The sequence below is a fragment of the Streptomyces sp. TRM70350 genome (genome assembly GCF_019219825.1).
Classification (GTDB): Bacteria; Actinomycetota; Actinomycetes; order Streptomycetales; family Streptomycetaceae; genus Streptomyces.
Genome location: NZ_JAHUXH010000016.1, coordinates 148,944 through 161,121, shown reverse-complemented (window position 1 = coordinate 161,121; position 12,178 = coordinate 148,944). Strand labels below are relative to the sequence as shown.

Sequence of the window (12,178 nt, the reverse complement as noted above, 5' to 3'; positions counted from 1 at the left end):
CTAGGCGGATAGCTATCCGCCTAGCGGGCACCGGAGCAGCTCTCATGCCTGATCACTCCCCCTATGCGACCATGAACTTCTACATGAACACCGGCCCCACCTACATGGAGCCGATCGCCCGTCAGCTCTACCAGGAGATCGGCCTCATCGAGGAGGAGCACGTCACCCACTACGAGTCCCTCGTGGACCCGGGCGAGACGTGGTTGGAGCAGCTCGTCAACCACGAGTACAACGAGTGCTACCTCTACTACTCCTTCATGGAGCAGGAGAGCGACCCGAAGGTGAAGGCGATCTGGGAGCTCCACCTGAACATGGAGCTGGAGCACCTGCACACCGCATGCGACCTGATGCGCCGCCACGACGGACGCGAGCCGCAGGAGGTCCTGGCGCCGGAGCTGCCCAACGTGCTCACTTTCGAGCCGAACAAGCAGTACCTGCGCGAACTGCTGGACACCCAGACGGACCTCACGACCCTCGGCGCGGGTTACGTCCGCGAGGCGCACGAACGGTTCGAGAAGATGCAGGAGCAGATCCACGGCGGCGAGGCCCCGCCGAGCGACCGGGTGATGACCGAGCACGACGAGATGTTTGGCCGCGAGTACCGCGTCCAGACCGAGGGCGAGCACCCCGACCCCGCCCAGCGCGAGAAGTGAGGACGCCGCACATGTCCGAACTGCGAACACCTCAGGCCGGCGACGACCAGGCACCGGACATCGACGTAGTGGCTCTGCTGATGCGTCAGCACGGCGACATCCGCAACCTCTTCGATGAGGTCGAGCAGAGCCAGGGTGAGGAACGCCGGGACGCTTTCCGTCGCCTCGTACGCCTGCTGGCCGTGCACGAGACCGCCGAAGAAGAGGTCGTCCACCCCTTCGTCCGCAGGGCGGTCGAAGGTGGCGAACAAGTCGTCAGGGATCGCCTGGCGGAGGAAAAGTCGGCGAAGGAAACGCTGGCGGCCCTGGACGACATGGACACCGACGACCCCAAGTTCATGCCCCGGCTGATGCAGCTGCGCACCGAGGTGCAGGAGCACGCGCGGGCGGAGGAACGCTACGAGTTCGCCCACATCCGCCGCAGCACCGACGTCACCAACCTCGCCGCCATGGCCAAGGCCGTCAAAGCCGCCGAGGCGATGGCTCCCACCCGGCCGCACCCCGGTGTCGAGTCGGCCACCGCCAACGTGGCCCTCGGTCCGGTGGCCGCACTTGTGGACCGCACGAATGACGCCGTCCGCAAGGCCATGGGAAAGACCTGACATACCCGGGAGTCGTCAAGTCGGCCGACCTCAAGATCGCCAAGGGGGGACCAGTCTCAAGGGGTTCCCAGCCGGTAATGCGCCGAACATGACAGCAGCCGCGTCACGAGACAGGGCTGCAACGGGCCGGCGTCAGAAGTGAGTCTCTGGGCCATCACCGAGCGATCGAAGCATGGGGCATCCGGGCGGAATATTGCTCGGCGAGGACCTGCTGGCGCGGTATCGCGCCAGCAGGTCCTCGCCGAGCTCGTCGTCGGAGGCCAGACCGACGCAGACCAGCAGGACCGCCTCACGGGAGGAGCCGGAGTACAGGTCCAATACCGCCGTCGACAACCAGCTGCCGATCGGCACCTGCACCATCAGCGGATACGCCGGATGCCTCAGCGCCCGCACCCCTTGCGGACCTCGTCGATCACCGCGCGGGCCCTGGGCTCACGCTCCAGGTGGTCCAGCAGTCGCAGCGCCCGGCTCTGCCGCATCCGGGGGCGGCGGCGTGGCGTCGTGCTCACAGTGGGCCGGATCACCCCCTGCGCAGACGGAAAACAGGAGCAGGGGCCGCCTGCGGTGGACCACGGTCAGCCGCCCGGCCGGATCACCGCGCGCACGCAGCCGTCGTTCTTCTCCTTGAACATCTCGTATGCCCGCGGCGCCTCGTCCAGGGGCACGGTATGGGTCGCCAGGTGGGCCGTGCTCAGCTCGCCGGCCGCCAGCCGGTCCAGCAGCATCGGGATGTAGCGCTGGCCGTGCTGCTGGGCGCCCCGTACGGTCAGTCCCTTGTTGATCACCGCGCCGAGGGGGAACTTGTCGACGGCGCCGGCGAAGACGCCGAGGATGAAGACCGTGCCGCCCTTGCGGCAGGCGTGGATGGCCTGCCGTACGGCGGTGGGACGGTCGGTCTGAAGCCGCAGCTGCTGCTTGACCTGGTCGTAGAGGTGCACCGGGCTGTCGCTGTGCGCCTCCATCCCGACCGCCTCGATGCACACGTCCGGGCCCCGGCCACCGGTGCGCTCCCGCAGTTCCGCCCCGATGTCGGTGGCCGTGTAGTCGATGACCTCGCTGCCGATGTGCCGCTCGGTCATCTCCAGCCGCTCGGGGATCCGGTCGATGGAGATCACCCGCTCCGCGCCGAGCAGGATCGCCGCACGCGCCGCCATCTGCCCCACGGCCCCGCAGCCCCACACGGCCACCACGTCACCCGGCTTCACTCCGGCCAGGTCGGCGCCCATCCATCCGGTGGGGACCGAGTCGGAGACGAACAGGGCGCTGGTGTCGTCGATCCCCTCCGGGACGGGAAAGGCTCCGTAGTCGGCGAAGGGCACGCGCACGTACTCGGCGTGGCTTCCCCGCAGACCGCCCATGGCGTGCGAGTAGCCGAAGATCCCGCCGGTGTCGGCGCCGAACAGGGCCTGTCCGATCCCCGGGTTCGTGTTGGTGTTGTCGCACAGCGACCACAGGTCGTTGGCGCAGTACCAGCAGCGGCCGCAGCCGACGAACGAGCAGACCACCACCCGGTCCCCGACCTTGTGCCGGCGTACCTCGGAACCGACCTCGACGACCTCCCCCAGGAACTCGTGACCGATGACGTCCCCGGACCGCATGAAGGGGATGTAGCCGCCGATGAGATGGAGATCCGAACCGCAGGTGGTCCCCGCTATGAGCCGTACGATCACGTCCTGGTCGTTACGCAGGACGGGATCCGGCACCTGCTCCACGGCAAGCTTGTTGACGCCTTCCCAGCACAGCGCCTTCACAGCACTCCCTCCCCGCTCGCGCGGCGGCTCAGCAGCCCCACGAGCTTCCCGCCGGGTGTGTCGTGCGTGGTGGGCGGTGTGTCGGGCAGCAGGACCTCGCCCGCTTCCAGGAGCGCCTTCGCTTCACGCAGGGAACGGCGCAGATCCTGACGCGGATCCTGGCCCGTGAGCCGTGCGGGCACGGACGAGGCATCCGACGGCACGTCTTTCAGGCGCACCGCCAGTTCGGTGCCCCGGTCGCCGGGTGCGGGGCGGATCCGCGTCTGGATCCGGTCGCCGTACTCCTGCAGCGGCGTCGGCAGCTTGTCGGCCTGGATGTCGGCAGGTGAACGGTTGATCGTCACCGTGAGCCAGCGGTTCGCGGCGGCCGGGTCCGCCGGACGTGCCGTCGAGCGCCGTAGGGCGACGACAGCACCCGCGGTGAGTCCCGCGGCGGCTGCCCACAGTGATTTCCGGAGCGTCATGGACAATCACATCCTCGGATGATCAGGTACGACGGGTGAGCAGCGCCCCGGGCGATCAGGCCCATGCGTGTGCGCGTGGTCATGGGGGCCTTCTCCCTCGTAGCGCGTCGCGGTGCGCGGCGAGTACCCCCACTCAGGCGTGCAATCTCCCCGACGGCCGATGCTCACGTCATGCCGATCCGCCGGCCCTCGTCCGTGTCCGGGACGAGCACGACGCTGAGCTACTCAGGCGCGGGCCGGTGTGGGCCACTCTGTTCCGACCTGATCAGCTGTCCTTGCCCATCGCCTTGCGGACGGCGTCACGAGTCCGGTCGATCACGGCTGCCACGGGTCCGACGGCGACATTCTCCGCCGCCGTCTCCACTCCCGGATGCGGGCGGGTGGGCGCCATGGCCTCGGCAGCACGGACAGCCGTGGCCATCATGGCAAGCTGCTGCGCTCCGGCCTTCTCGCGCAGCCCGGGGAACTCGTACTGTTCCTCCGAAGCCGCGTGCTGAAGCACGTCCGCGCGCAGTTCCCGCAACGCGGGCATGAACCCGGGGTCGTCGGGGTTCATGTCATCGAGTCGGCTCAGCTTCTCCTTCGCGGCCCGCTCCTCCTCCAGACGGTCGTCGACCACCTGCTCACCGTCCTGCAGGAGACGACGGGCTGAGGGGTGGACCACCTCCTCCTCGGCGGTCTCGTGGACCGCCAGCAGGCGGACGAGTCTGCGGAATGCCTCCTCCCGGTCGTCGGCCGTGGCGTTCTCGACCTCGGCGAAGAGATCACGGATGTGGTTGTGCTGCTGCATCAGCAGTGCCACGACGTCGTCGTTCTCGCCGGCGTCGTCGAGGTGAGGCATGGCGTCGGTCAAGAGATTCTCCCTTGGGGTGCGATCCCGAAGCGGCGTCGGCCCGCAGACAGCGGGCACCTGGGCTTCGTCCAGGTTCTCCCTGGTGACGGGCGGCCACGACCGCGCGGGGCCGAACGGCGCAGGTGATCACCCAGACTGAGCAGCCGGGATCTTGACGTCGCACGGCTGCCGCGCGCCGCTCCGCATCGCGGCCGGCCACGGGGGTACCCGGGCCGGGTCGCAGGAGTGCCGGCCGTGAAGGGGGCGTCGCGATGCGCGTGCACGACCGGATCGCCGAGCTGCGCCGCGTCGCCCGGGAACGGTTCGGGTGGAGCGACCTGGCCACCGCGCAGACGGAGGCGATGGAGGCACTGCTCGAGGGCCGCGACGTGCTGGTCGTCATGCCCACCGGTTCCGGCAAGTCGGCGATCTATCAGGTGCCGACCGTCATGCTCGGTGGTCCCGCAGTCGTGGTGTCGCCGCTGATCGCCCTGCAGCGCGACCAGGTCGCCGGCCTGCGGAAGAGCGCGGCACCGGACGCCGTGGCCGTGAACTCCGCACAGCCCCGGTCGGCCACCGACAGGGGCTGGCGGGCGATCCGGGACGGTGATGCCCAATACCTGTTCTTGTCCCCCGAGCAGCTGACCAAAGACAGTGTCGTGGAACAGCTGCGGGAACTGGGCCCTTCGCTGTTCGTCGTCGATGAGGCCCACTGCGTCTCCGCCTGGGGACACGACTTCCGTCCCGACTACCTGAACCTGGGCGAGGCCGCCGAACGGCTGGGCCGCCCGCCGGTACTCGCTCTGACGGCGACGGCCGCGGCCCCGGTCAGGGCGGACATCGTCGAGCACCTGCACATGCGCGAGGCCCACGTCGTGACGACCGGGACCGACCGGCCCACCATCCATCTGGCGGTGCGCACCTTCACCGACGACCCCGCCAAACGCGAGGCCGTCGCACGCTGGGCGGCCCAGACGTGCGCCCCGGGCATCCTCTACACCGCCACCCGCAAGGACGCCGAGACGTACGCGGGGCGACTTCGGCAGGACGGCGTGGACGCCGAGGCGTACCACGCGGGCATGAAGGCAGCCGACCGCTGCCGGATCCACGACGGCTTCATGGCCGGCTCGCCCGCCGTGGTCGTGGCCACCTCCGCGTTCGGGATGGGCATCGACAAGCCCGACGTACGGTTCGTCGCCCACGCGTCCGTCCCGGAGTCATTGGACTCCTACTACCAGGAGATCGGGCGCGCCGGCCGGGACGGGGAGCCGGCCCGCGCGGTGCTGTTCTACCGCCCCGAGGACCTGGGACTGCAGAAGTTCCTCACCGCCCGAGCCCTGGACGCCGACGCACTGCGCCGAATCATGACCACGCTGCTTGGCCAGGACGTCCCGCAGAGCCGTAGCCGGATCGCGCAGCTGTGCGGCCTGTCGCGCCGGAAGACCAGCGATCTGCTGAACCTGCTGGAAGAGGCGGGAGCGGTGACCGTCGAGGGCAGGCGCCGCGCAGTCCGGGCTCTGCCCGGCCGCATGGCGGAGGAGGCCGCCGAAGAGGCGGCACAGGCGTTCGAGCGGCGGCGCCGCGTCGACCACTCGCGCATCGAGATGATGCGCGGCTACGCCGAGACGCCCGCCTGCCGCCGCCAGTACCTTCTGGGCTACTTCGGCGAGCAGCTGGACGCACCGTGCGGGCAGTGCGACGTGTGCGACCGCGAGGACGGGCTCCCCGCCACCGGAGCCGGGCACCGGGACGCCGCTCCCCCGCCCTGGCGCGGCGGGCCCTATGAGACGAACGACAGGGTGCGCCACGCGGAGTGGGGTGCGGGCACGGTGATGCGCACGGAGGAGGACCGCCTCGTCGTGCTGTTCGAGCAGGTCGGCTACAAGACGCTGTCCCTGACAGCAGTACAGGAGGGCGACTTGCTGACCGGCACCTGACGCGCCTGGCGACCGGGCCGTGACCGGGCCGAGCAGCGGGTGAAAACACCACAAACGGTGTGCCGCGCCGTGTCGGGGTACCCGCCACCGGACACTGCCGGCAGCCGCTGGAGCGGACGGGCGTTGCGGCCGGTCTGCGCAGAGGAGAGATCCATGCCCGAGACGATCAAAGAGCAGACGGTTGAGCAACTGGGCGGCCCGAGCAGCGTGCTGGCCCGGCAATGCCGTGATCATGCCGAGATGGACAGGTTGATGGACCGGTATCAGACCCTGGCGGACGGCGAGGACCGCGAACGGGTCCTGCGGGAGACCGTCCAGCTGGTCTTCAGCCATGCCTTCGCCGAGGAGACCGTGCTGTGGCCGGCCGTCCGGCGCTCGGTCGAGGAGGGGCACGAGTTGACCTTGCGGGTCGAGGAGGAACACCAGCAGATCAACGATCTTGTCGCCGACATCGAACGCCTGAGTCCGGGTTCTCCCGAGCGTGAGGATAAGGTGCGGCGGGTCTTCGCGCTGATACGGCAGGACATCCGCGACGAGGAGGACCTCGTGCTGCCCCGGCTGCAGGAAGCGCTGCCTGCTGCGCAGCTGCGCCGGCTCGGCAGGGCATGGGACACGGTGCGACGCAGCGCGCCCACCCACCCCCACCCCATCATCCCGCGGCGCCCGCCCGGCAACGCGGTCCTGGGTGTGCCGCTCGGTCTCTACGACCGGCTGCGCGACGCCTTCGGACTGAGCACGTCCGTGGCCGCTGCCAAGAAGGTGTTCACCGGGCTCGCCGGGGTCCTGGTGCTGGTCGTGGCCGTCGCGATGCGCCGCAAACGACGTTGAACCAACCGGGTGCGGCGCTGAGTGCCGAGGGCACCACGGGCAGGCCGTCGACGTCGGCACACATCTTCTGATCGGGAGGCATCATGGCCGTGTGGTCGTGGGTCCGCGAACACCTGGGGGGTCGCACGACCGAGCCCTCCGCCGAGGTCCGTTCGGGTCGGTCGGAGGACACGGGCGGTAAGCCGGACACCGAGGCGGCGGACCGGCACAGCACGACGGGGACGACGCCCAACGACGTCTTCGTGGGCCGGGTCGCGGGCGACGACCCCGGCTACCTGGAGACGGGCGCCGAAAAGCGCGCCGAACCGGACACCGGAGAGAGCGACGAGACCACGACATCGACGTAGGGAAGAAACCACCCGGCATCGGTGATAGCCCATCAGGCGTCCCGGCCGGACGACTGGCCGTCCGCGTGCCGAATCCGCCAATGTCCTCGCTGAGCCGCCGGCTGAGTGACCATCGCGGTGCCGGTGGGCGCGCACCCGAAGCGTGTTCTCCTCTCCCCTGAGGGCCGGTGCAATGGTGCTTGATCCAGTTTTGGCGGGTACCCGGGCGCCGGCATCCCCAGCCGACGTCGTCGTACTGGGCTGGCACCACTTCTACGATCGTTCCACCTCCGGCGTGGGACTGCTGTCCGACGGACTGCTGCACACCGCCGAACTGCTGGCGCTGGTCGCGGGGTTCTTCCTCTACGCCGACCTGCGCCGCCGCAGGGCCCTGGCGCCGGCCCACGCCTGGTCGGGCTTCTTCCTCGGGCTGGGCGCCTTCCAGCTGTTCGACGGAATCGTGGACCACAAGCTGCTGCGCCTGCACCAGATCCGCTACGGGGTGGACGTCACTCCGTACGACTGGGCGTGGAACATCGCCGGCCTGGTCCTGCTGCTCATCGGCGTGATCCTGGCCCTGCGTGCGGCCCGCCGCAGCGGGGCCGGGCCGGCGTCGTGACACTCGCGCACGTCCACCCCGGCCCGGCCACCGGACCTGGGACGGGCCAGCTGCTCACCGTCGTGGCCGCGCTGCTGGTGGCGGTGGCGTATCTGCTGGCCGCGGGGCGTCTGCGGCGCCGCGGAGATGCCTGGCCCCGATGGCGGGATGTGTCGTTCACCGCCGGGGGCATCGGAACGGCCTGGGCGTCGGGGGATACTGTGCCGGGAGGACCGTTCACCGGGCACATAATCCAGCACCTCGTCGTGGGCATGGCCGCCCCGCTGCTGTTCGTCGCGGCCCGCCCCCTCACCCTCGCCCTGCGAGCCCTCAGGCCCGGCCGGGCACGACGACGCCTGCTGGTCCTCGCGCGATCCCATCCCGTCGGCTGGCTCGTCCTCCCACCGCTGGCGGCCCTGCTGGACGTGGGCGGCCTCTGGCTGCTGTATCGGACGGAGCTGTTCGCGGCCATGCGGCACCAGCCGTTGCTGCACGGCGTGGTGCACGCACACATGCTGGCGACAGGGCTCGTGTTCACCTTCGCCGTGTGCCAACTCGATCCGGTGCGCCGTCGCTGGAGTGTCGCCGTACGCGGTGCCACCAAACAGAGGTTGACCGGTGCAGCCGGGGCACTCGGTGACCGTCGGCAGGGCGCCAGTACGGCGACATCCGCAATCGGTTCGACGAGGTGGAGAAGACCACCGGGGACAAGCGGCGGGCCAGTCGTCACCCCTGATCGCTATCAGCAGCACCTCAAGGAACTGGCCGCTAAGGGACAGCGCGGCTTCATTCCGGCGGGCCTCGATATCACTGACCCGGCCAGAAGCGCTGAGCCACGCAAACTGTGAGGACCGGGCATGAGCAATGCCACGGCCGTGCCGGGCAGTTGCTGAAGCAGGCAGAGCAAGTTGTGCTCCCTCCAGCTCGCTGTGCACGTCGCTGAGGCGGGGAGTCTCGGCCTTCCCGCCGCGTGCCGAAGGGTATGGCGACTGATGCCAGTTTGCAGCGGGTGTGCCCGCATGCTTGATGCGGGAGCAGGCAGCGGTGAGTCCTGGAACGGCACCGTACCTGCCTGAGCGCCACAGGCCGTGAGCACGTAAAGAGGTCAACGCGGTCGGCGAGGCGGCCACGAGGGCACTTATCGGACTTGCCGACACTTGCCGGACTTCGGAAAGCAGGCCCTGCCAGCACAATGTCGGGGTGACTTCGCCGCCCGGGGACCTCTGCGCTGACGGCCCGGGCGGGACGTCAACGAGCCAGCGCCTCATCAGCCATTCGGCGCCACACGGCGTTGATCAGCCGCGGTATCGAGCGAAATATCCGGTTCAACAAGACGGCGGTTCCACCAGCCGGGGCGGGCTGCCGCGATCGCCTTCAGCCGGCGGTGTTCCGCACGCTGGGCGGCGACGAGGAGGGGAACCAGCGCAGGAGTCAGCAGCGGCAGGCGTCGCGGAGCGGAGTCGTTCTCCAGGAGCAGGGCTGCCACGGCCGCGGTACCGGAGACGTAGAGGATCGGGTTGTAGTACGGCATGAGCCGCGGGCCAAGCCCTTCGCAGTCCGTGAGCCACGGAAGACCCAGCCGCGTCCGCCTGCGCGGCCAGCCCGTCAGGTGGGCGATCACCGCAGCCAGGCTCACGCTGTTGAGCACGGCGAAGGCCGGATCGTCCTGCGAGGGCCGGGTGCCCCCCGCGCGCCAGGCCGTTGCCGTACCGATGGCCCACGCGGTCGCAGCGGTGAATGGTCCGAGAAGGGACGCCAAGGGCATCCCGACGCCTGCGGCCAGTTCGAAGAAGGCGTGTCCGGCCGTCGCGGCTGCGGTGACCCTGGTCAGGGGCCGCCGTCGGCGCGCCGTCCGGTTCATCGCCGTCACCTCCTCCGCCTCCGGGCGTTCCGCCTGCTGTCCTGCTCATGGCCGCCCTGGTGCGGGCGGCATCGGTCCGACGGTGTGGGTCGCACCGGCTCGCTGCCCTGGTGTCGTTGCCGTCGCGGGTACCCAGAGCCGCGCGCGCCACCCACTGGCCCTCGCGTGTATACCCGGCGGCTGATGATCGCGGATCTACCGCATGCGTTGGCGCGCGGCGCCGGGTCAGCACCGGGCGTACGGTGGACCGGCGGAGCGTCGTAGCGTTCTGCGGGGAGGGGGGTTTCACCGCGCGCCTGCCTCGGCCGTCGACCGGTTCGGCAGGCAGCCACCACAGCGAGCGCTGGAGGGCCGTTCCGATGGCCACGCCGGTTATGGACAAGGCGGAGCAGACTTCCGCCGCATTCCCGTACATCACGGTCACCTTCCGGATCCGCCGGTTCAACCCGGAGGTCTCCGCGGAGGCGACCTGGCAGGACTTCCTGGTCGAGATCGATCCGAAGGAGCGCGTCCTCGACGGTCTGCACAAGATCAAGTGGGAGCAGGACGGCTCGCTGACCTTCCGCCGTTCCTGCGCGCACGGCATCTGCGGGTCGGATGCCATGCGGATCAACGGCCGCAACCGGCTGGCGTGCAAGACACTGATCAAGGACATCAAGCCGGGCAAGCCCATCACAGTCGAGCCCATCAAGGGCCTGACCGTGCTGAAGGACCTGGTCGTGGACATGGAGCCGTTCTTCCAGGGCTACCGGGACGTGATGCCGTTCCTCATCACGACTGGCAACGAGCCCACCCGGGAGCGCATCCAGTCCGCGGAGGACAGGGAGCGCTTCGACGACACGACCAAGTGCATCCTGTGCGCCGCGTGCACATCGTCGTGCCCGGTCTTCTGGACCGACGGGCAGTACTTCGGTCCGGCGGCGATCGTCAACGCGCACCGCTTCATCTTCGACAGCCGGGACGACGGCGGTGAGCAGCGGCTGGAGATACTCAACGGAAATGACGGAGTGTGGCGCTGCCGCACAATCTTCAACTGCACCGACGTGTGTCCGCGTGGCATTGCCATCACCAAGGCGATCCAGGAAGTGAAGCGGGCGCTGATCACACGCCGCATCTGACCGGCAGCGCGCCGACGCCACCTGCTAGGGCTGGGCGAGGACCCGTTCGGCTGCGCTGGTACCTGCGCTGGGAGGCTTTCCAGCCGACTCGGTGTCGGTGCGTCCGGCCGGCGACGGGCGCTGTCACGGGCTGCCGTTGATGCAGCCTGCGATGAGCGCCGTCACGTGCTGCTGTCTCCGTGGGTCGGTCCGTCAGCGTGTTCGGCCGGCTGGGGATGGTCGCGTTGGAAGGTGGCGTACAGCCACCACAGGGACGGCAGCAGGAGGACTGCTCCGACGGCCAGGGAGATCAGGCTGGCCGACAGGACGGTGTCGGTGGCGGCGGCGTCCTGGAGTGTGACGCCGGGCAGCAGCCGGGGGTACTGGGCGATTCCCCAGCCCCACAGCAGGCCGGCGACGGCCAGGGCGGCTGTCAGCCGCACGGCCAACAGGTGCCGGCCCCACATCAGCAGGGCCAGGGAGACCAGCCCCGATGCCACGGAGAGGATCAGCAGGGGCAGGGCGCTGCCGGAGGTGAGTTCGGAGTAGAGCGCGGGTGCGTCGGCGTGCAGGACGACGAGCCCTGCCGCGGACAGGGCACCGACGACGAGGCCGGTGAGCAGTGCGCGGCGGCGGAACGCTTCGGTCAGCGGCGCATCACCGGCTCGCTGGGCGTCTCGGGTGAGATAGACCGCGGCGAGGTAGGCGGCGGTTCCCACCGCAAGAGCCCCGCTGATCAGCGAGGTGGGGTTGAGCCAGCTGGATACGGTGTCGCCTTGGGTGATGCCTGCGGGGACCCGGCCGGAGGCCACCGCGCCCGCCACGGTGCCCAGGAAGAAGGGCGTGGCCAGGGAGGAGAAGGCGAAGGTGGCGCCGAAGAGGCGTTGCTGCCAGATCTCGACGCTGACCTTGCGGAAGGCGAAGGCCGCACCGCGGGCGATGATCCCCAGGGCGGCCAGGGTCAGCGGAATGTAGAGAGTGGAGGCGATGGCGGCGAAGACGGGCGGGATGCCGGTCCACAGCAGCACGATGACGAAGATCAGCCAGACGTGGTTGGCCTCCCAGACGGGACCGATGGAGTGCTCCACCAGGTCGCGCTGGGGCCTGCCGCGTCGGGTGGTTCCGGCGAGCAGGTCCCATACCCCGCCGCCGAAGTCGGCGCCGCCGAACAACACGTAGGCGGTCAGACCGATCCACAGCACCGCCAGCATGGTCTCGGGCAGTGACAT

14 protein-coding genes and 1 pseudogene are annotated in these 12,178 nt (G+C 69.7%); 8 read left to right on the top strand and 7 right to left on the bottom strand.

What is annotated here, in order from left to right:
• Nucleotides 1-68: 68 nt before the first annotated feature.
• Together KWI83_RS23640 and KWI83_RS23635 are read left to right on the top strand one after the other, a co-directional pair.
• Nucleotides 69-653, top strand: a pseudogene (locus KWI83_RS23640) (hypothetical protein); the annotation flags it as partial.
• Between the two features lie 11 nt (nt 654-664).
• On the top strand, nt 665-1,255 hold the full coding sequence (locus tag KWI83_RS23635) for a hemerythrin domain-containing protein (protein WP_218516383.1): 591 nt from the start codon (nt 665-667) through the stop codon (nt 1,253-1,255).
• Nucleotides 1,256-1,387: 132 nt separating this feature from the next.
• Here KWI83_RS23635 and KWI83_RS38950 read toward each other — a convergent pair whose 3' ends face one another.
• The 5 genes from KWI83_RS38950 to KWI83_RS23615 form a co-directional block, all read right to left on the bottom strand.
• Complete coding sequence (locus tag KWI83_RS38950; protein WP_256362691.1) at nt 1,388-1,648, bottom strand: hypothetical protein; 261 nt, start codon at nt 1,646-1,648, stop codon at nt 1,388-1,390.
• The gene (locus tag KWI83_RS38945; RefSeq protein WP_256362690.1) at nt 1,636-1,764 is read right to left on the bottom strand and encodes a hypothetical protein; all 129 of its coding nucleotides are present in this window, start codon (nt 1,762-1,764) and stop codon (nt 1,636-1,638) included. Before KWI83_RS38945 ends, KWI83_RS38950 begins: the two co-directional genes overlap by 13 nt.
• 66 nt (nt 1,765-1,830) lie before the next feature.
• A complete protein-coding gene (locus KWI83_RS40040) occupies nt 1,831-3,006 on the bottom strand; it encodes a zinc-dependent alcohol dehydrogenase (RefSeq protein WP_218516382.1) in 1,176 nt (391 codons plus the stop codon).
• Nucleotides 3,003-3,470: a hypothetical protein gene (locus KWI83_RS23620; RefSeq protein ID WP_218516381.1), complete on the bottom strand. Its 468-nt coding sequence runs from the start codon at nt 3,468-3,470 to the stop codon at nt 3,003-3,005. Before KWI83_RS23620 ends, KWI83_RS40040 begins: the two co-directional genes overlap by 4 nt.
• Before the next feature lie 265 nt (nt 3,471-3,735).
• Nucleotides 3,736-4,311 (bottom strand): hemerythrin domain-containing protein, encoded by a 576-nt coding sequence (locus tag KWI83_RS23615; protein ID WP_218516394.1) that lies wholly within the window; start codon nt 4,309-4,311, stop codon nt 3,736-3,738.
• A 263-nt stretch (nt 4,312-4,574) separates the two neighbouring features.
• Here KWI83_RS23615 and KWI83_RS23610 point away from each other — a divergent pair, with 263 nt between their 5' ends.
• From KWI83_RS23610 to KWI83_RS23590, 5 genes are all read left to right on the top strand, one after another.
• Nucleotides 4,575-6,239, top strand: coding sequence for a RecQ family ATP-dependent DNA helicase (locus KWI83_RS23610; RefSeq protein ID WP_218516380.1), 1,665 nt, complete (start codon nt 4,575-4,577; stop codon nt 6,237-6,239).
• 153 nt (nt 6,240-6,392) lie between these two features.
• The gene (locus KWI83_RS23605) at nt 6,393-7,067 is read left to right on the top strand and encodes a hemerythrin domain-containing protein (protein WP_218516379.1); all 675 of its coding nucleotides are present in this window, start codon (nt 6,393-6,395) and stop codon (nt 7,065-7,067) included.
• Nucleotides 7,068-7,150: 83 nt separating this feature from the next.
• Nucleotides 7,151-7,414, top strand: coding sequence for a hypothetical protein (locus KWI83_RS23600; RefSeq protein WP_218516378.1), 264 nt, complete (start codon nt 7,151-7,153; stop codon nt 7,412-7,414).
• A 172-nt stretch (nt 7,415-7,586) separates the two neighbouring features.
• Nucleotides 7,587-8,012: a DUF2243 domain-containing protein gene (locus tag KWI83_RS23595; RefSeq protein WP_218516377.1), complete on the top strand. Its 426-nt coding sequence runs from the start codon at nt 7,587-7,589 to the stop codon at nt 8,010-8,012.
• Nucleotides 8,009-8,839, top strand: a complete 831-nt coding sequence (locus KWI83_RS23590; protein WP_218516376.1) for a cytochrome c oxidase assembly protein — start codon at nt 8,009-8,011, stop codon at nt 8,837-8,839. Before KWI83_RS23595 ends, KWI83_RS23590 begins: the two co-directional genes overlap by 4 nt.
• Nucleotides 8,840-9,258: 419 nt before the next feature.
• On the opposite strand, the gene KWI83_RS23585 is transcribed toward KWI83_RS23590, so the two are convergent.
• Nucleotides 9,259-9,852: a hypothetical protein gene (locus tag KWI83_RS23585; RefSeq protein WP_218516375.1), complete on the bottom strand. Its 594-nt coding sequence runs from the start codon at nt 9,850-9,852 to the stop codon at nt 9,259-9,261.
• Between the two features lie 359 nt (nt 9,853-10,211).
• Here KWI83_RS23585 and KWI83_RS23580 point away from each other — a divergent pair, with 359 nt between their 5' ends.
• On the top strand, nt 10,212-10,970 hold the full coding sequence (locus KWI83_RS23580) for a succinate dehydrogenase iron-sulfur subunit (RefSeq protein ID WP_218516374.1): 759 nt from the start codon (nt 10,212-10,214) through the stop codon (nt 10,968-10,970).
• A gap of 161 nt (nt 10,971-11,131) precedes the next feature.
• Here KWI83_RS23580 and KWI83_RS23575 read toward each other — a convergent pair whose 3' ends face one another.
• Nucleotides 11,132-12,178 carry a cytochrome d ubiquinol oxidase subunit II gene (locus tag KWI83_RS23575; RefSeq protein ID WP_218516373.1) on the bottom strand — a complete coding sequence of 349 codons (1,047 nt, stop codon included), beginning with the start codon at nt 12,176-12,178 and terminating at the stop codon, nt 11,132-11,134.